This is a genomic window from Xylophilus sp. ASV27, assembly GCF_016428875.1.
Classification (GTDB): Bacteria; Pseudomonadota; Gammaproteobacteria; order Burkholderiales; family Burkholderiaceae_C; genus Xylophilus.
Map to the genome: position 1 here is coordinate 1 of NZ_JAELTO010000097.1, position 16785 is coordinate 16785.

The following is a 16785-nucleotide window of genomic DNA, read 5'->3' on the forward strand; positions in this document are numbered from 1 at the left end:
GGGTCCCGCGAGCGCGCGCCCTCGGGCGTGACGTCGATCCAGAAGCCCGGCACGCGCGGCTGCGCCACCGGCTGCCCGGCGTTCAGGTACTCGTGCAGCACGCCTTCCCAGCGCCAGGGCAGCGCGGTGGACACCAGGCTGCACCGGTCGTAGCTCAGCGACCCGTAGCGCGCCTCCAGCGAATAGGCCGGGCCATCCAGCCCGGGCCAGGCCGCGCCCGGCACCGCGCCCAGCGTTTCGTCGGCATCGATGAACAGCAGGTAGTCGGCCTGCTCGCGCGCCAGGTTCAAGGCCTCGGTCCGGTTGTGGCCGAAGTTGCGCCAGGGCCGGTGGTGCAATTGGCCCGGCAAGCCGGCCAGCGCGGCCTCGATGCGCCGGGGCGTATCGTCCACCGAGCCGGTGTCCACGATCACCCAGCGGTCGATGTAAGGCCGCACCGAGGCCAGGCAGCGCTCGATCACCGCCGCCTCGTCGCGCACGATCATGTTCAGGCAGATCTTCACAGCGGGCTCCTCAGGGACGGTCAGGACACGGCGTTGCCGCCGTCTCCCTCCCCGGCGCGCACGCCCCCGCCCCCGGGGCCACATGGATTGAGGCCACTTTTGGCGTGGATTGATCCAGTCTTGCTATTTCAGGCGGACGATGCTCATGGACGCTCCTGGTTCGTTTGAATTGCCCTGGAGAGTTACTGCTCCAAGCATACCGCCCAACTGAAGCTGCAACGTATCGCCTGCAACCAAGGGGAGGATGGCCTGACGATGCCGATTGATGCGCGTACCAGTATCTATGCCCACGGTATCCGTCAACGCAGGTCGCGGCGCTCCATTTACCGACACTTGTGAAAAAATACCAACCAAAGGAGAGGTGATTATGTCATAGCTCACCAAGTAGAGGCCTGTGCTTGGGACGGTAAAGGCGTCGGAGTTACCGTTGGTGGTGAAGGTTCCCAGCTCTTGCAAACCGGGGAGCGGAACATTGGTACCGCTGATGACGACGGGAATCACAGAGCTACTGGTATTGGCGGCGTAGGCCGAATCGACCCCGACGGATGCGCCGGCAGGGCCTGCAGGGCCGGCAGGGCCTGTAGGGCCGGCAGGGCCCACAGTCCCGTTGGTCCCGTTGGCGCCCGCTGGTCCGGTGGGGCCCACAGCCCCGGTGACGCCAGGAGCGCCCGCTGGTCCGGTGGGGCCCACAGCCCCGGTGACGCCCGCTGGTCCGGTGGGGCCCACAGCCCCGGTGACGCCCGCCGGTCCGGTGGGGCCCACAGCCCCGGTGACGCCCGCTGGTCCGGTGGGGCCCACAGCCCCGGTGACGCCCGCTGGTCCGGTGGGGCCCACAGCCCCGGTGACGCCCGCCGGTCCGGTGGGGCCCGTGCCTACGCCATTGGCGCAAGGCCCCATCAGGCCGGTGGCGCTGTCGAAGCAGGCCAGGCTGTTCTGGGTCGTGGCGCCGCCCAACGCGGGCAGCAGCACGCTGCCGTTGTCAAGCACTTGCAGGCGGGTGCTGGTGCCGGTGGAATCCTTGACGACGAAGCCGCCGTTCTGCGGCACGGTGGCGGTGATGCTGGGCCCGTAGGGGGCCGCGAACACGGCGCACGGCAGGCCGAGCATCAGTGCGGTGCCCAGGGCTTGGGTCAGACGCCGGGGAGCGAATGGAAGGGTGGATGGGTTCATGTGCAATACCTCGATGCTTGAATGGTTGGCTGTTTCAGTGGTTCAGGAGTGGTTCATGGAGCGACGGCGCTGCTTGCGTCCGTGCCAGAAGGCGGCGGCCGCCACCAGCAGGCTCAGCAGCGCCAGCCCCCATTCGCTCAGCGTCGGAATGGCGGCCAGCGCCGCGCCGATCTGCACGTTGGGCGCCTGGGTGACGTTGTCACGCACCACCTGCGCGTTCGGCCCCAGCGTGATGACCGCCGTCTGCGCACCCGAAGACACCAGATTCAGCGGATGGCCCGGCGCGCCCTGCAGCGTCAGCGTGCCGTTGACCGTCAACTGCGTGCCCACCGGCACCACGAAAGTCCCGTCGGTACTGCTGGTCAGCTTCAGGTTGTTGAACACCGTGGTCCCGGAAATCGTCACCGGATTGGCGGTACAGCCCCCGTTGAAAACCACCGTGCCCGTGCCCGGATTGAACTGGCCGCTGCTGCTCCAGTTGCCGCCGACCGTGATCGTGCCCTGGCCGCCATTGACCACGCCGCTCGGATCGATGCCCACATTGCCCACCGTACTGAGCAGGCCGGCGTTCACATTGACCGTACCCTGCACCTGCAGCGGCACACAGGCCAGATCCATGCCGCCCGCCGGCACATTCAGATCGCCGCCCAGCGGCACCACCACCTGCGCATAGGCAGAGCCGCACAGCAGCGCGGCCAGCGACAGCGCAAGCCTGACGCCGCCTGCCGCCTTCTTCCCGTGAGCAGGAGTTCTTCGCGGAGATTGCGTGAATCCCTTTGGCCGCACCAGAGGTACCGCGCCCCCCGGAGCGGCGACCCCGGCGCGCACCGCACGCCGCAGCCGCGCCCACTTGACATGGTTTTGCTTGCTTGATTTCAATTCGGTTTCCTTGAATTGGTTAGGCAGCCACGTGCCGCATTGAAGAACCTGATGGCAAAGCACCTCCCTGCGCTGCACGGAGCGCACAAAAAAAAGCTGGAACGTGGGCCGGCCTGCGGGCCGGGGCGTCAGGCGGCTACGGAACGCTCATGGGACGAACACCAGTCCGCGTCCGAAGACGGAGCGCACCGGCAGCGTCAGCCCGGTGGTCTGCAGCGTCTTGCGCCGAAGCCGGGTGAGCCGCGATTCGACGCGGTGAAAAAGATCCTCCGGATCGCCGCCTCCCATGGCGTCGATCAAGGCCTGCTTGCTGACCAGGGTACCGGGCACCTCGATCAGGTGGACCAGCAACTCCATTTCGCGGCTGGTCAGTTTCACGTTGCGCTGGTTGGGTGCCACCAGCACGGCCTGCGCCTGATCGAGACTCCACGACACCATCGTGGCTTCTGCCCGGGGCAAGAACACCGCGCGCCGCAGTTGCGACCGGATGCCGGCGACCAGTTCATGCAGGTCCGCGGGCTTGACGAAATACTGCAGCGCTCCTGCGTCCAGAAGCTCGATGCGGCTCGGCAGGTCGCCCCGCGCGGTCAGTACGACCACGGGCACGTGCTGGCGGGTCAGGCGGTCCACCAGGCTCTGGCCGCTTTCGCCGGGCAGGCCGAGGTCGACCAGCACGAGGTCCGCGCGCCGGTGCAGCAGCTGCACATAAAAATCCTCTGCCGACTCCGCCCCCCAGCTGCCGAAGCCGGAACGCTCCAGGAAACTGCAGACATTGCCGCGCAGATCCTCGTCGTCCTCGACGACGGCGATGGTGTGCGGCACCGGGTGGGAATAATCTTGCGACATTGCGAAACAAATTGATAGGGATGATTCTTGCAGGCCCTGGAGCGCTTCGTCATGCACAAAAACTCACCATTACGCACGAAGCTGCGCAACGCACTCGGGCTGCTGCTGTGGGCACTTCTGCTGCCCCTGCACGCGCAGGAACTGACGGCGCGGCTCGCCGCGGGCCACCCCCTGGTGTTGGGGCCTGACGTGGTGATGCAGGCCGTGATGGACCCCACGGAGCGGTGGCGACCGGAGGACGTGGAGGCCCTGCCGGCCAGCATGTTCCGACGATGGACGGACACGCTCAGCATGGGCTACACCCGCAGCCCGCTGTGGGTGCGGATCGACCTGCCTGTGGCACTGCGCCAGGAGGCAGCCTTGCAATTGCAGATCCTGCCCACCTACCTGGACTCGGTGACGGCCTACCAGCGCCAAGGCCCGGCCTGGGAGGTGCAGGTCAACGGCGATCTGGTGTCCGCCACACAGCGCGGCGGCCGGCGTGCCTTCCTCTTCGACGTCCGGCCCGACCGGCCGCTGTTCCTCCGCATCCAGACCAGCAGCGTGCTGCGCCTGCAGGGCAAACTGTGGCGCCCGGAACACCTCCCCGGGGCGCTGGAGCGCAGCGGCTGGGCCATCGGGAGCCTGTTCGGTTTCACGCTGGGGGTCCTGACGCTGATCTGGGCCGCTGCAGTGGCCTTCCGGATGCGGCAGTTGGCCTGGATCGGGCTGCTGGGAACGGTGGGTCTCTTCCACATCCTGAACGTGCACGGCTATGGCATCTATTGGCTGTTGGAGGAGTATCCGATCTGGGCCAGCCACATGGTGGGCGTAGGCGCCTTTGCGCTATCGGCGACGACCGCCTTGCTGGTGAGGGAGCAGTTGACCAGAGGTACGCGCTGGCGCCGCACCGACCGCTTCCTGCTGGCCCTGGCAGCGCCGAACCTGGCCTGCATGGCGGCCGCGCCGCTCGGCTACTACAGCGAAGTGGCCATCCTGAGCGTGATAAGCCCTATCGTGTCTTCCGCCATCGCCGCCACCCTGTACGGCGTGCTGCTGCGTCAGCGGCGTCCCACGCTGGAGCGGCGCCTGCTGTTCCTCACCTATGCCGTCCATTCGGCCGGCGACGTGGCGACGCTGGCCACGTTCGTGGGTCTGTTGCAGGTTGGCCAGGACCTTCTGCCCCAACTCTGGCAGATCCAGTTGCTGATGTTCCTGGTCATGGTTGCGGGCGCGGTGTTCACGGGCATGTACCAGCGCTACCGCAGCGTGCACATGGCCAGGACGCGCATGCTGCGGCGGCTGACCGACTCCGAGCAGCGGCTCGAGCTGCGGGTGCAGCAGCGCACGAGAGAAATCGACAATGCCCGGGCAGACCTGCAGGACGCCCTGTACGCGGAACGCGAACTGCGGCTGGAACAACGTCAGTTCTTCAGCATGATCAGCCACGAATTCCGCACCCCGCTGGCGGTGGTGGACAGCGCGGCGACCGAGCAGTTGGCCTTCCCCACCCCCGAGCTGCCGCTGCAGAGGGAGCGGGCCGCGCAGATCCGCCGCGCCTGCCACCGGCTCACGGCCCTGGTCGAGAACTGCCTGGCCAACGAGCGCTTCGCGTCCGCGGGCTTTCGCCTGATGCCGGGCCAGGTGTCGGTGCCGGACCTGGTCCAGGACGCTGCCGAACTGGTGCAGTGGTCGCCGCGGCACCAGTTGCAGATCGACACCGATGGCGCCCCCGCACAGTGGCCCTGCGACCCGACACTGGTGCGCATCGCCTTCTCCAACCTGGTGGACAACGCCGTGAAATATGCGCGCGGCGGCACCATCTGCGTCTCGGCCGGCATCGCGCCGACCGGCGGCCTGGCGCTCTCGGTGGCCAACGAGGGCCCGGGGCTCGCCCCCGACGAGGTGGAGCGCATCTTCGGCCACTTCGAGCGCGGCAACCGTGCGGACGAGGCGCGGGGCTTCGGGCTGGGATTGTGGGTATCGCGCCGCATCGCACAGCTGCATGGCGGAGACGTGACGGCCTCGTCCGAGGCCGGGCACGGCGCGCGCTTCACCCTGACGCTGGCGCCGACCTTGCCATTTCCTTAGGGTAACGCTGAATAAGTCCGCGTGGTGGCGCGCGCCCTGGTGTGGGATGGGATGCAAGGCGCAAACCGCAGCCATAGCCGCAGCTATGGCGAGGATTTGCAACGCCGCAGACCGCCCACAGCAGGGATGCGCGACACGCGAGGGACTTGTTCAGCGTTGCCTTAGGATGCTCCGCGCCAAGCGCTGGCTGTTGCTGCTCCACCGCTGGCTCGGCATCGTGGCCTGCGCCTTCTTCGCGATGTGGTTCATCTCGGGCGTGGTCATGATGTACGTGGGCTATCCCAAGCTCACTGAGGCCGAGCGCCTGCAGCGCCTGCCGCCGCTGATGGCCGAAAACGCCTGGATGAGCCCGCACCGGGCGCTCGATGCGGCGGGCATCGCTGGGCCGCTGAAGGAGTTGCGGTTCGCGGCCGCCAGCGGCGGGCGCGCCGTCTATCTCGCCGTGCCGCAGCAGCAGGCAACGGCGCCGGCCCGGCACGGCAGCGGCGTCATCGTGGTCGATGCCGGCAGCGGCGAGCGCCTGGGCGTCGTGGACCTGCGCCGCGCGCTGGACAGCGCGGCAGCCTATGCCGGCCCGGGCATCGGCATGCGCCATCTCGGCACGGTCGCTGAGGATGCCTTCACCCATTCGCGCGCGCTCGATGCGCACCGCCCCCTGCATCGGGTGCAGTTGGACGACGCCGAGGCCACGCTGCTTTACGTATCAGGGCTGACCGGGGAGGTGGTGCGCGATGCGCCGCGCGCGGAGCGGCTCTGGAACTACGCGGGCGCATGGATCCACTGGCTCTACCCGTTCCGTGGCAACGTCTTCGACCGCTACTGGGCCGACGTCGTGAACTGGCTGTCGATCATCGGTATCGCAGTGACGTTGACCGGCACCGCCGTGGGCATTCTGCGCTGGCGCTTCGCGCGGCCCTACCGCAGCGGCGCGCGCTCGCCCTACCAGGGACGCATGATGCGCTGGCACCACGTCACGGGGCTGCTGTTCGCGCTGATCACCCTCGCCTGGATCTTCAGCGGCCTGATGTCGATGAACCCCTGGCGCATCTTCGACAGCGGTGCCGCGCCGCTGCGGGGCGAGGCGCTGCAGGGCGGGCCCCTGGTGATCTCGGCCGAGGATGTCTCGCCTCAGGTGCTGCTGGGCGCCGCCGGCGGGGCCATACGCGAGTTGCGCTGGGTCCGCATCCTTGGCCGGACCACGGTGCTCGCCCAAGGCGCCGAGGGTCGGCCGCTGCTGCTCGACAGCCGGACCGCGCAGGCGCACTCGCTCGACGCACAGGCCCTGCAAGAGGCCGCCGCGGGACTGCTGCCAGCCCCTGTCGCGCGTATCGAGCGGCTCACGGCCTACGACCTGTACTACTACGCACGCGCGCCACACACCATGACCGGCGGCGGCGACAAACCGCTGCCGGTGCTGCGCGTGGTCTTCGGCGACGCCCATGCCACGTGGGTCCACATCGACCCGCACAGCGGCGCCGTGCTGGGCCGCAGCGACAGCAGCCGGCGCCTGAGCCGATGGCTGTTCGCGATGCTGCACAGCTGGGACTGGCTGCCGCTGCTGGAACGGCGCCCGCTGTGGGACATCGCCCTGATCACCCTGAGCCTGGGCGGCGCGGTGCTGAGCCTCACCGGCGTCGTCATCGGCTGGCGCAGGCTGGGGGTGAAGCTGCGCACCGTCAGGTGTCAATAGGGTTCCAGAGAAGGCTGTCCCCTGCTCGGGCCCGGGCGGACGGTTGCCCGCGGCCGCCGGCATCCGGGTACGCCCCACTCCCGCCCGCTCTTGAAACGCCGCCAAAAGCCTATATCATTAGCACTCGCAGGGCTTGAGTGCTAACAACCGCTCCAGGTGGTTGACGGTGCCTGTCCTTGTAACGTTTGCCGCATCGCCTCCGAGGCGGTGATTTTCGACTTCCAACATTGTCCCATTCATAGGAGATGCAATGAACCTTCGTCCTCTGCACGATCGCGTGATCGTCAAGCGCATTGACAGCGAAACCAAGACCGCATCGGGCATCGTCATCCCGGACGCAGCGGCCGAGAAGCCTGATCAAGGCGAAGTTCTGGCCGTCGGCCCGGGCAAGAAGAACGACAAGGGTGAAGTTTCGGCTGTCGGCGTGAAGGTCGGCGACCGTGTGCTGTTCGGCAAGTACTCTGGCCAGACCGTCAAGGTCAATGGCGACGAGCTGCTGGTCATGAAGGAAGAAGACCTGTTCGCGGTCGTCGAGAAGTAATCCTTCTCCTTTCCCTCAATCCCTAACTGAATATCGGAGAAATCAACATGGCAGCAAAAGACGTAGTCTTCGGCGGCGAAGCCCGCGCCCGCATGGTCGAAGGCGTGAACATCCTCGCCAACGCCGTCAAGGTGACCCTGGGCCCGAAGGGCCGCAACGTGGTGCTCGAGCGCTCCTTCGGCGCCCCCACGGTGACCAAGGACGGCGTGTCCGTGGCCAAGGAAATCGAACTCAAGGACAAGCTGCAGAACATGGGCGCCCAGCTCGTGAAGGAAGTGGCCTCCAAGACCAGCGACAACGCCGGCGACGGCACCACCACCGCCACCGTGCTGGCCCAGGCCATCGTGCGCGAAGGCTCCAAGTACGTGGCCGCCGGCCTGAACCCGATGGACCTCAAGCGCGGCATCGACAAGGCGGTCACCGCCCTGGTCGCCGAGCTGAAGAAGGCCTCCAAGGCCACCACCACCTCCAAGGAAATCGCGCAGGTCGGCTCCATCTCGGCCAACAGCGACGAATCCATCGGCAAGATCATCGCTGACGCGATGGACAAGGTCGGCAAGGAAGGCGTGATCACCGTCGAAGACGGCAAGTCGCTCGACAACGAACTCGACGTCGTCGAAGGCATGCAGTTCGACCGCGGCTACCTGTCGCCCTACTTCATCAACAACCCGGACAAGCAGGCCGCGATTCTGGACAACCCCTTCGTGCTGCTCTACGACAAGAAGATCAGCAACATCCGCGACCTGCTGCCCACGCTGGAACAAGTCGCGAAGTCGGGCCGTCCGCTGCTGATCATCGCCGAGGAAGTCGAAGGCGAAGCCCTGGCAACGCTGGTCGTCAACACGATCCGCGGCATCCTGAAGGTCGTGGCCGTCAAGGCTCCTGGCTTCGGCGACCGCCGCAAGGCCATGCTGGAAGACATCGCCATCCTGACCGGCGGCAAGGTCATCGCCGAGGAAGTCGGCCTGACGCTCGAGAAGGTCACGCTGGCTGACCTGGGCTCGGCGCAACGCATCGAAGTCGGCAAGGAAAACACGACCATCATTGATGGCGCCGGTGCCGCTGCCGACATCGAAGCCCGCGTCAAGCAAGTGCGCATCCAGATCGAGGAAGCGACCAGCGACTACGACCGTGAGAAGCTGCAAGAGCGCGTGGCCAAGCTGGCCGGCGGTGTTGCCGTGATCAAGGTGGGCGCTGCCACCGAAGTCGAAATGAAGGAAAAGAAGGCACGCGTGGAAGACGCGCTGCACGCCACCCGCGCTGCCGTGGAAGAAGGCATCGTGGCCGGCGGCGGCGTGGCACTGCTGCGCGCACGGCAGGCTGCGGGCGAGGTCAAGGGCGACAACGCCGACCAGGACGCCGGCATCAAGCTGATCATGAAGGCCGTCGAATCGCCCCTGCGCGAGATCGTCTACAACGCCGGCGGCGAGCCGAGCGTGGTGGTCAACGCAGTGCTGAACGGCAAGGGCAACTACGGCTTCAACGCGGCCAACGACACCTATGGCGACATGATCGAAATGGGTATCCTGGACCCGACCAAGGTCACGCGCACGGCCCTGCAGAACGCTGCCTCCGTCGCATCCCTGCTGCTCACGACCGAAGCCATGGTCGCTGAAGCACCGAAAGATGAAGCCGGCGCCGGAGGCATGCCTGGCGGCGGCATGGGTGGCATGGGCGGCATGGGCGACATGGGCATGTAAGAGCTCGGTCGACCGTCTTCGCCGGCCCGCCGCCGGCGAAGACAGTCCCCGCAAGAGCCCTCGCAGGTTGCAAGACCCGCGAGGGCTTTTTTCTATGCTGCCGCAGCAAAGCGCACCGTCACCAGCAGCCCGTGCGCCTCGCGCGGGTGGGGCGCCAGGCGCACCGAGGCGCCGAAGGCGCGCGCGATCTCCTGCACGATGGCCAGGCCCAGGCCGGTGCCCTCGGTGTCGTGCGACACGCGGTAGAAGCGCTCGAACACCCGCTCGCGCGCCTCGGCCGGAATGCCCGGCCCGTTGTCTTCCACCGTGAGTTCGACCGTGCCCTCGGCGCTGCGCACGCCCACGGTCACGCGGCCGCCTTCCTGGGTGTAGCGCAGGGCGTTGTCCAGCAGGTTGCCCACCAGCGCGTCGAGCAATGCCGGCTCGGCCAGTACCCAGGCTGGCGCGGCGCTGGCGGGCAGGTCCATGCCCAGGTCGATGCGGCGGCGGTCGGCCAGCGCGGCCAGTTGCTCGACGCTGCGCAGCGCCGCAGCGCCCAGGTCCACCCGCAGCCGCCGCGCCGCAACGTCGGCATGCTCGGCCTGGGCCAGCAGCAGCAGCTTGTTGGTCACCGCCACCAGTTGCCGGTTGCTGGTCTGCAGGGCCTGCCACATGGCGTCCATGTCGGTCCGGCGCATGTCCCAGTTCTGGCCGCGCGCATATTCGATCTGCGAGGCCTGCAGCGCCAGCGGCGTGCGCAATTGGTGGGCGGCATCGGCAATGAAGCGCCGCTGGGCTTCGGAATGCGACCTGAGCTGCCGCACGAAGCGGTTGATGGTGTCGGCCACCGGCCGCAGCTCGGTGTGCAGCGCGCGCGCATCCACCGCGAAGTCCAGATGCAGCGGATCGCGCTGCGCCAGCTGCCGGCTCAGCCGCACGATGGGGCGCAGCTCCCAGGTCAGCGCCAGCGTGGTCAGCAGCACGGCCAGCACCAGGGCGATCAGCAGGTAGTCCATCGACGGCCACCAGAGCGTGCGCAGCATGTGGTCGCGGCTGCGCGTGGTCTTGCCCACGGCGATGGTGACCTCGCGCGCGCCGCCCACGTCGTACATCGCGCGCCGGGTCACCACCGCGCGCAGGGGCAGCCCCTGGAATGTGGTGTCGTACCACTGCGCCTGGTCCGCGCCCTGGGGCTTCCGTGGCGAGGGCAGCGGAAAGCCGGGCGATCCGGCCAGCAGTTCGCCGCCGGCGCCGGTCACGCTCAGGAACACGCTGTCGCGCTCGGGCGAGACGAACAGGCTCAGCGCCGCCGGCGGCACGCTGGCGGCGACGTCGTCGCCCTCCCAGATCAGGCGGTCCGACAGCACCTTGGCCGACGACAGCAGGTCGTGGTCCTGCACGTAGTCGGCGACCTCGGCCGCGTTGCGCCAGTTGAGGTAGCCGCAGACTACGACGAACACCGACAGCGGCAGCAGCAGCCAGGCCGCCAATCGCAGGCGCAGGCTGGCGAGCATGGCTAGTCCCGGGTGCGCAGCAGGTAGCCGACGCCGCGCAGCGTGATGATGGTGGCCTGGCTGGCTTCCAGCTTCCTGCGCAGGCGGTGCACGTAGAGCTCCACCGCGTCGGCGCTGGGCTCGTCGTCCAGGCCGAAGATGCTGTCGATCAGCGCCTGCTTGGGCACGGTGCTGCCGGCCTTGAGCATCAAGGTCTCCAGCAGCGTGCGCTCGCGCGGCGGCAGCGCCAGGTCCTCGCCGGCCAGCGTGAACTGGCGCGTGCGCAGGTCGTAGTGCAGGTCGCCGCAATGGATATCGTTGGCCTTGCCCGGCACCTGGCGGCGCAGCAGCGCCTTGATGCGCGCCACCAGCTCGCGGCTCTCGATCGGCTTGACCATGTAGTCGTCGGCGCCGATCTCCAGGCACAGCACCTTCTGGTCGAGCGAGTCGGCCGCGGTGAGGATCATCACCGGCACCTCGTCGCGGCGCTCGCGCAGGCGCCGCAGCACGCCCTTGCCGGACAGGCGCGGAATGTTCAGGTCCAGCAGCACCACGTCGTAGCGCGCCTGCCGCAGCAGGCGGTCGGCGGCGTCGCCGTCTTCCACCAGGTCGACCACGAAGGACTGCTCACGCAGCAGGCTGGCCAGCCAGTGGGCCAGTTGCGGGTTGTCTTCGATGAGAAGGAGCTTCATGGCGTGCCGGAATTCTACGGAGCCGCTTCCCCCCAGGGATAACCACTAGAACCAGGACATCGCGGCGAAAGCTCGCTGAAGGGTGCCGCTTCCTAGACTGGCCTGACGCTGCCGCCCCTGCCGCAGCCTCAACCCCCGGAGACCCGACACCATGCGCACCTACCGCCGAACCCTGCTGGCCACCGCCCTGTGCACCGCCCTTGCCGCGGCTGCGCCGCTGGCCCGTGCCGCCGATGCCCCGATCACCATCATGGTCGGCGGCATCAACAAGATCATCTACCTGCCGGCCAAGCTGACCGAGGCGCTGGGCTACTTCAAGGAAGAAGGCCTGAACGTCGAGCTGCAGTCGCAGCCGGCCGGCGTCGATGCCGAGAACCAGCTGATCGCCGGCGCGGTGCAGGGCGTGGTGGGCTTCTACGACCACACCATCGACCTGCAGAGCAAGGGCAAGGAGATCGAGGCCATCGCCGTGTTCTGCAAGGTGCCGGGCGAGGTCGAGCTGGTGTCCGCCAAGGCCGCGGCCGCGGGCTTCAAGAGCATGGCCGACGCCAAGGGCAAGACGCTGGGCGTGACCGGCCTGGGCTCGTCCACAGACTTTCTGACGCGCTACCTGGCCGACCGCCAGGGCGTGGCCTCCAAGGACTATTCGCTGCTGCCGGTGGGCGCGGGCAACACCTTCATCGCCGCGATGAAGCAGGACCGCATCCAGGCCGGCATGACCACCGAGCCCACCGTGTCGCAGATGCTCAAGACCGGCGACGCCAAGGTGCTGGTGGACCTGCGCACCGAGGAAGGCAGCAAGGCCGCGCTCGGCGGCCTCTATCCCGCCGCCAGCCTGTACGTGCAGAACGCCTGGGCCGATGCGCACAAGGAGCAGGCGACCAGGCTCGCCCACGCCTTTGCCAAGACCATGGCCTATATCCAGACGCACTCGGCCGAGCAGATCGCCGAGCTGGTGCCGCGCGACTACTACGGCAGCGACAAGGCGCTGTACGTCGAGGCGCTGAAGGCCTCGCTGCCCATGTTCACCGCCGATGCGAAGATGCCCGCCGGCGGCCCCGAGACGGTGCTCAAGGTGCTCGCCACCTACAAGCCGCAGGTCAAGAGCAGGAACATCGACCTGTCCAGGACCTACAGCAACGCCTACCTGGCCGCGGCCAAGTGAACGCCATGAAGCACGGTGCCCCCGCAGGCCGCAGCACGCCGGCCATCGAGTTCGACGACGTCTCGCTGCGCTTCATCTCGGCCGACGGCAACGCCACGGTGGCGCTGCGCAACTTCAGCATGTCGGTGGCGCGCGGCGAGTTCGTGGCCATCGTCGGGCCCACGGGCTGCGGCAAGTCGACCACGCTCAACATGATCACCGGCCTGCTCAAGCCCACCGTGGGCAGCGTGCGGGTGATGGGCCAGCCGGTGACCGGCATCGACCCGCGCATCGGCTTCGTGTTCCAGGCCGATGCGGTGTTCCCCTGGCGCAGCGTGGAGGACAACGTGGCCGCCGGCCCGCTGTTCCGCGGCAAGGCCAAGCCCGAGGCCATGGCGCTGGCGCAGGAATGGATCCACCGCGTGGGCCTGTCCAGGTTCGGCAAGCACTACCCGCACCAGCTCTCGGGCGGCATGCGCAAGCGCGTGGCGCTGGCGCAGACCTTCATCAACAACCCCGAGATCCTGCTGATGGACGAGCCCTTCTCCGCGCTCGACATGCAGACCCGCACGCTGATGCAGGACGAGCTGCTGCAGCTATGGTCTGGCAACGGCGGCTCGGTGGTGTTCGTCACGCACGACCTGGAGGAGGCGATCGCGCTGGCCGACCGCGTGTTCGTGCTGTCGGCCCGGCCGGCCACGCTCAAGCGCGTGTACGACGTCGACCTGCCGCGCCCGCGCGTGATGTCCGAGGTGCGCTACGACCCGCAGTTCATCGACCTCTCCAAGCAGATCTGGGACGAGCTGCGCCAGGAGGTCGTCCTTGCCTGACGCCCTGAACAGCCCCCCCTTTCCGGAGACCTCCATGACCAGCACCACCCTGCCCGCCTCGCTCAGCGACGAAGCGCTGGCCCGCGAATCCGCCACTGCGCAGGCCGCCATCCGCGCCCGCCGCCGCATGATCATCGCCCTGCGCCTGGCGGTGCTGGTGGTGACGCTCGGCGGCTGGGAGCTGGCCGCGCGCTTCAAGGTGATCGACCCGTTCTTCTATTCCATGCCCTCGCAGATCTGGGCGCAGATCGTCGAGTGGGTGCAGGAAGGCACCTCGCAGGGCCCGCTGTGGCAGCAGGTGCTGGTGACGCTGGAGGAGACGGTGATCGGCTTCCTGATCGGCGCCGTCGCCGGCGTGGTCTGCGGCATCCTGCTCGGCCGCAACAAGCTGCTGTCGGACGTGTTCAGCCTCTACATCCAGATCGCCAACTCGATCCCGCGCGTGGTGCTGGGCTCGGTGTTCGTCATCGCGCTGGGCCTGGGCATGGCCTCCAAGGTGGCGCTGGCGGTGGTGATGGTGTTCTTCGTCGTCTTCGGCAACGCCTTCCAGGGCGTGCGCGAGGCCGACAAGTACATGATCGCCAACGCGCAGATCCTCGGCGCATCGCCGCGCCAGGTGACGATGTCTGTGGTGATCCCCTCGGCCATGTCCTGGATCCTGGCCAGCCTGCACGTGAGCTTCGGCTTCGCGCTGGTGGGCGCGGTGGTGGGCGAGTTCCTGGGCGCCAAGGAAGGCATAGGCCTGTTGATCGCCACGGCCCAGGGCGCCTTCAACGCCAGCGGCGTGTTCGCCGCCATGATCGTGCTGGCCGTGGTGGCGCTGGCCGCCGACTTCCTGCTGAGCCAATTGGAAAAACGCCTGCTCAAGTGGCGGCCGGCGGCGTTCTGAGCCGATGCTATTAATAATATAGCTAATAGCCCAGGTATTTCCTGGGCTACAGGCACTTTTGGCTCATAAGTCCTGGAAAATCCGCGCGCCGGGCGTCCGCCGACAATGCGGTACCCGAACAGGATCTTCCATGACCGCTCCACGCACCGCCTCCCGCCCCCATCACCCAGCGCCCCCCGCGGCGGCCGACGAGGACTGCATCCTCGTGCTGCAGGGCGGCGGCGCGCTCGGCGCCTACCAGGGCGGCGTGTTCGAGGCGCTCAGCACCGTCTACCGGGAGCCGAGCTGGGTGGCGGGCATCTCGATCGGGGCCGTCAACGCCGCCCTGATCGCCGGCAACCCGGCCGCGACCCGCGTGGCGCGGCTGCGCGAATTCTGGGAACTGGTCAGCTCGGCGCTGCCGACGCCGCCGCTCGCGCCCGCAGGCACGGCACGCAGCACGCTCAACGACGCGAGCGCGGCCCGGGCCATGCTCTGCGGCGTGCCCGGCTTCTTCAAGCCCCGCTTCCCGCCCGCGCCGCTGCAGCCGCCCGGCACGCTGGAGGCCATCAGCTTCTACGACACCACGCCGCTGCGCGCCACGCTGGAGCGGCTGGTGGATTTCGACCGCCTCAACGCCGGGCCGATGCAACTGTCCGTCGGCGCGGTCAACGTGCGCACCGGCAATTTCGAGTACTTCGACACCGCGCGCCAGCGCATCGACGCGCGCCACATCATGGCCAGCGGCGCGCTGCCGCCGGGCTTCGCGCCGGTCGAGATCGACGGCGAGCATTACTGGGACGGCGGGCTGGTCTCCAACACGCCGCTGCAGTACGTGCTGGACCAGCCCGGCAAGCGGCGCCGCATCGTGTTCCAGGTGGACCTGTTCCCCGCCACCGGGGCGCTGCCGGCCAATATGGCAGAGGTGGGCGAGCGCCAGAAGGACATCCAGTTCTCGAGCCGCACGCGCCTGAACACCACGCATGAACTGGACATGCAGGTGGTGGCGCAGGCCGCCCAGCGCCTGCTCGCCAGGCTGCCGCCCGCCCTGCGCCGCGACCCCGACCTGCAGGCGCTCGCCCGCATGCGCTGCGAGAGCGCCATCGACGTGGTGCACCTGATCTACCGCAGCAAGCACTACGAGACCCAGTCCAAGGACTACGAGTTCTCGCGCCTGTCGATGCTCGAACACTGGGACACCGGCCGCGCCGACATGGCGCATACGCTGCACGATCCGCGCTGGGCCGGGCGCGAGCGCAACGCCACGGGCGTGCGCGTGTTCGACCTCACCGCCGACCACCCCGCCGTCGCCGGGGCCGGCCGCTGACGGTCTGAGCAAGAATAGAGCCGCAACATCTCCCTCCACCCCCAAGGCACTCCCATGAAACTCAAGGACAAGGTCTGCATCGTCACCGGCGCCGCCAGCGGCATTGGCAAGGAAATCGCCCGCACCTACGCGCGTGAAGGCGGCAGGGTCGTGATCGCCGACCTGAACAAGGCGGCGGCGCAGGCCGCGGCCGACGAGATCGTCCAGTCCGGCGGCAGCGCCATGGCGGTGGCCATGGACGTGACCGATGAAGGCCAGGTCAACGCCGCCGTCGCCGAGGTGGTGGCCGCCTATGGCGGGGTCGACGTGCTGGTGAGCAACGCGGGCGTCCAGATCGTGCACCCGGTCGAGGAGTTTCCCTTCGCCGAGTGGAAGAAGATGCTCGCGATCCACCTCGACGGCGCCTTCCTCACCACCAAGGCCGTCATGCCGCACATGCAGCAGTCGGGCAGAGGCGGCAGCATCATCTACATGGGCTCGGTGCACTCCAAGGAGGCCTCGGTGCTGAAGTCGGCCTACGTCACCGCCAAGCACGGCCTGATCGGGCTGTGCAAGACGGTGGCCAAGGAAGGCGGCAAGCACAGGATCCGCGCCAACGTGATCTGCCCGGGCTTCGTGCGCACGCCGCTGGTCGAGAAGCAGATCCCCGAGCAGGCGCAGGCCCTGGGCATCAGCGAAGACGACGTGATCAAGAAGGTCATGCTGAAGGACACGGTCGATGGCGAATTCACCACCGTGCAGGACGTGGCCCAGGTCGCGCTGCTGTTCGCCGGCTTCGAAACCAACGCACTCACCGGGCAGTCGCTGGTGGTGAGCCACGGGTGGTTCATGCAGTAGCGCCCTGCCCCTGAAAAATGTCCGCTGTCAAGTCTTCGGTGCAGTCGTGCAGCGGTGCGAAAGGTCTTACGGGGCAATGGGTTAGGGCGACGCTGAACAAGCGGTCGATTTCAGCGAGGCGCGGTCGCGTTGATCGGGAACTCCGAGATGGGAAGGCCGCAGCGGCTCGATTGCGAGCCGGATTGCGACCATTTCTGGCCCACGCCCGCGCATGGC

At 67.9% G+C, this 16785-nt stretch carries 16 protein-coding genes; 10 read left to right on the forward strand and 6 right to left on the reverse strand.

Annotation, left to right across the window (positions count from 1 at the left end; all coding sequences use genetic code 11):
• Both JHD63_RS17560 and JHD63_RS24795 read right to left on the reverse strand, forming a co-directional pair.
• The coding region (locus tag JHD63_RS17560) for a glycosyltransferase (protein ID WP_198972097.1) at positions 1 to 503 on the reverse strand (503 nt) is incomplete at its 3' end.
• Between the two features lie 123 nt (positions 504 to 626).
• Complete coding sequence (locus JHD63_RS24795; protein WP_304952643.1) at positions 627 to 1400, reverse strand: BclA C-terminal domain-containing protein; 774 nt, start codon at positions 1398 to 1400, stop codon at positions 627 to 629.
• On the opposite strand from JHD63_RS24795, the gene JHD63_RS24135 reads away from it, so the two are divergent.
• Complete coding sequence (locus tag JHD63_RS24135; RefSeq protein WP_233168346.1) at positions 1372 to 1575, forward strand: hypothetical protein; 204 nt, start codon at positions 1372 to 1374, stop codon at positions 1573 to 1575. The genes JHD63_RS24795 and JHD63_RS24135 overlap by 29 nt on opposite strands.
• Before the next feature lie 140 nt (positions 1576 to 1715).
• On the opposite strand, the gene JHD63_RS25050 is transcribed toward JHD63_RS24135, so the two are convergent.
• Together JHD63_RS25050 and JHD63_RS17575 are read right to left on the reverse strand one after the other, a co-directional pair.
• Positions 1716 to 2630, reverse strand: a complete 915-nt coding sequence (locus tag JHD63_RS25050) for an IPTL-CTERM sorting domain-containing protein (RefSeq protein WP_370590564.1) — start codon at positions 2628 to 2630, stop codon at positions 1716 to 1718.
• A 69-nt stretch (positions 2631 to 2699) separates the two neighbouring features.
• The gene (locus JHD63_RS17575) at positions 2700 to 3374 is read right to left on the reverse strand and encodes a response regulator transcription factor (protein WP_370590565.1); all 675 of its coding nucleotides are present in this window, start codon (positions 3372 to 3374) and stop codon (positions 2700 to 2702) included.
• 75 nt (positions 3375 to 3449) lie between these two features.
• Between JHD63_RS17575 and JHD63_RS17580 the strand changes: the two genes are divergently transcribed.
• From JHD63_RS17580 to groL, 4 genes are all read left to right on the forward strand, one after another.
• Positions 3450 to 5468: a sensor histidine kinase gene (locus tag JHD63_RS17580; protein WP_198972100.1), complete on the forward strand. Its 2019-nt coding sequence runs from the start codon at positions 3450 to 3452 to the stop codon at positions 5466 to 5468.
• 166 nt (positions 5469 to 5634) lie between these two features.
• A complete protein-coding gene (locus JHD63_RS17585) occupies positions 5635 to 7158 on the forward strand; it encodes a PepSY domain-containing protein (RefSeq protein ID WP_198972102.1) in 1524 nt (507 codons plus the stop codon).
• A 250-nt stretch (positions 7159 to 7408) separates the two neighbouring features.
• The gene (locus tag JHD63_RS17590; RefSeq protein ID WP_198972103.1) at positions 7409 to 7699 is read left to right on the forward strand and encodes a co-chaperone GroES; all 291 of its coding nucleotides are present in this window, start codon (positions 7409 to 7411) and stop codon (positions 7697 to 7699) included.
• 47 nt (positions 7700 to 7746) lie between these two features.
• On the forward strand, positions 7747 to 9399 hold the full coding sequence (groL, locus tag JHD63_RS17595) for a chaperonin GroEL (RefSeq protein WP_198972106.1): 1653 nt from the start codon (positions 7747 to 7749) through the stop codon (positions 9397 to 9399).
• A gap of 92 nt (positions 9400 to 9491) precedes the next feature.
• On the opposite strand, the gene JHD63_RS17600 is transcribed toward groL, so the two are convergent.
• Together JHD63_RS17600 and JHD63_RS17605 are read right to left on the reverse strand one after the other, a co-directional pair.
• Entirely contained in the window at positions 9492 to 10892 is a 1401-nt protein-coding gene (locus JHD63_RS17600) for a sensor histidine kinase (RefSeq protein WP_198972108.1), read from the reverse strand.
• A 2-nt stretch (positions 10893 to 10894) separates the two neighbouring features.
• Positions 10895 to 11563, reverse strand: coding sequence for a response regulator transcription factor (locus tag JHD63_RS17605; protein WP_198972109.1), 669 nt, complete (start codon positions 11561 to 11563; stop codon positions 10895 to 10897).
• A 151-nt stretch (positions 11564 to 11714) separates the two neighbouring features.
• Between JHD63_RS17605 and JHD63_RS17610 the strand changes: the two genes are divergently transcribed.
• The 5 genes from JHD63_RS17610 (at position 11715) to JHD63_RS17630 (ending at position 16569) form a co-directional block, all read left to right on the forward strand.
• Positions 11715 to 12728 carry an ABC transporter substrate-binding protein gene (locus tag JHD63_RS17610; protein ID WP_198972111.1) on the forward strand — a complete coding sequence of 338 codons (1014 nt, stop codon included), beginning with the start codon at positions 11715 to 11717 and terminating at the stop codon, positions 12726 to 12728.
• Between the two features lie 5 nt (positions 12729 to 12733).
• Entirely contained in the window at positions 12734 to 13537 is an 804-nt protein-coding gene (locus tag JHD63_RS17615) for an ABC transporter ATP-binding protein (RefSeq protein WP_198972112.1), read from the forward strand.
• A gap of 34 nt (positions 13538 to 13571) precedes the next feature.
• Positions 13572 to 14426, forward strand: coding sequence for an ABC transporter permease (locus JHD63_RS17620; RefSeq protein WP_198972113.1), 855 nt, complete (start codon positions 13572 to 13574; stop codon positions 14424 to 14426).
• 130 nt (positions 14427 to 14556) lie between these two features.
• Complete coding sequence (locus tag JHD63_RS17625) at positions 14557 to 15732, forward strand: DUF3734 domain-containing protein (protein WP_233168338.1); 1176 nt, start codon at positions 14557 to 14559, stop codon at positions 15730 to 15732.
• A gap of 54 nt (positions 15733 to 15786) precedes the next feature.
• Positions 15787 to 16569, forward strand: a complete 783-nt coding sequence (locus JHD63_RS17630) for a 3-hydroxybutyrate dehydrogenase (RefSeq protein ID WP_198972114.1) — start codon at positions 15787 to 15789, stop codon at positions 16567 to 16569.
• Positions 16570 to 16785 lie beyond the last annotated feature (216 nt).

Excerpts from the sequence above, each read along its gene's own strand:
- JHD63_RS17585 (WP_198972102.1), top strand. The coding sequence starts at position 5,635 with ATGCTCCGCGCCAAGCGCTGGCTGTTGCTGCTCCACCGCTGGCTCGGC.
- groL (WP_198972106.1), top strand. The coding sequence starts at position 7,747 with ATGGCAGCAAAAGACGTAGTCTTCGGCGGCGAAGCCCGCGCCCGCATG.
- JHD63_RS17590 (WP_198972103.1), top strand. The coding sequence starts at position 7,409 with ATGAACCTTCGTCCTCTGCACGATCGCGTGATCGTCAAGCGCATTGAC.
- JHD63_RS17615 (WP_198972112.1), top strand. The coding sequence starts at position 12,734 with ATGAAGCACGGTGCCCCCGCAGGCCGCAGCACGCCGGCCATCGAGTTC.
- JHD63_RS17580 (WP_198972100.1), top strand. The coding sequence starts at position 3,450 with ATGCACAAAAACTCACCATTACGCACGAAGCTGCGCAACGCACTCGGG.
- JHD63_RS17600 (WP_198972108.1), bottom strand. The coding sequence starts at position 10,892 with ATGCTCGCCAGCCTGCGCCTGCGATTGGCGGCCTGGCTGCTGCTGCCG.
- JHD63_RS17620 (WP_198972113.1), top strand. The coding sequence starts at position 13,572 with ATGACCAGCACCACCCTGCCCGCCTCGCTCAGCGACGAAGCGCTGGCC.
- JHD63_RS17625 (WP_233168338.1), top strand. The coding sequence starts at position 14,557 with ATGACCGCTCCACGCACCGCCTCCCGCCCCCATCACCCAGCGCCCCCC.
- JHD63_RS24795 (WP_304952643.1), bottom strand. The coding sequence starts at position 1,400 with ATGGGGCCTTGCGCCAATGGCGTAGGCACGGGCCCCACCGGACCGGCG.
- JHD63_RS17630 (WP_198972114.1), top strand. The coding sequence starts at position 15,787 with ATGAAACTCAAGGACAAGGTCTGCATCGTCACCGGCGCCGCCAGCGGC.
- JHD63_RS17605 (WP_198972109.1), bottom strand. The coding sequence starts at position 11,563 with ATGAAGCTCCTTCTCATCGAAGACAACCCGCAACTGGCCCACTGGCTG.
- JHD63_RS17610 (WP_198972111.1), top strand. The coding sequence starts at position 11,715 with ATGCGCACCTACCGCCGAACCCTGCTGGCCACCGCCCTGTGCACCGCC.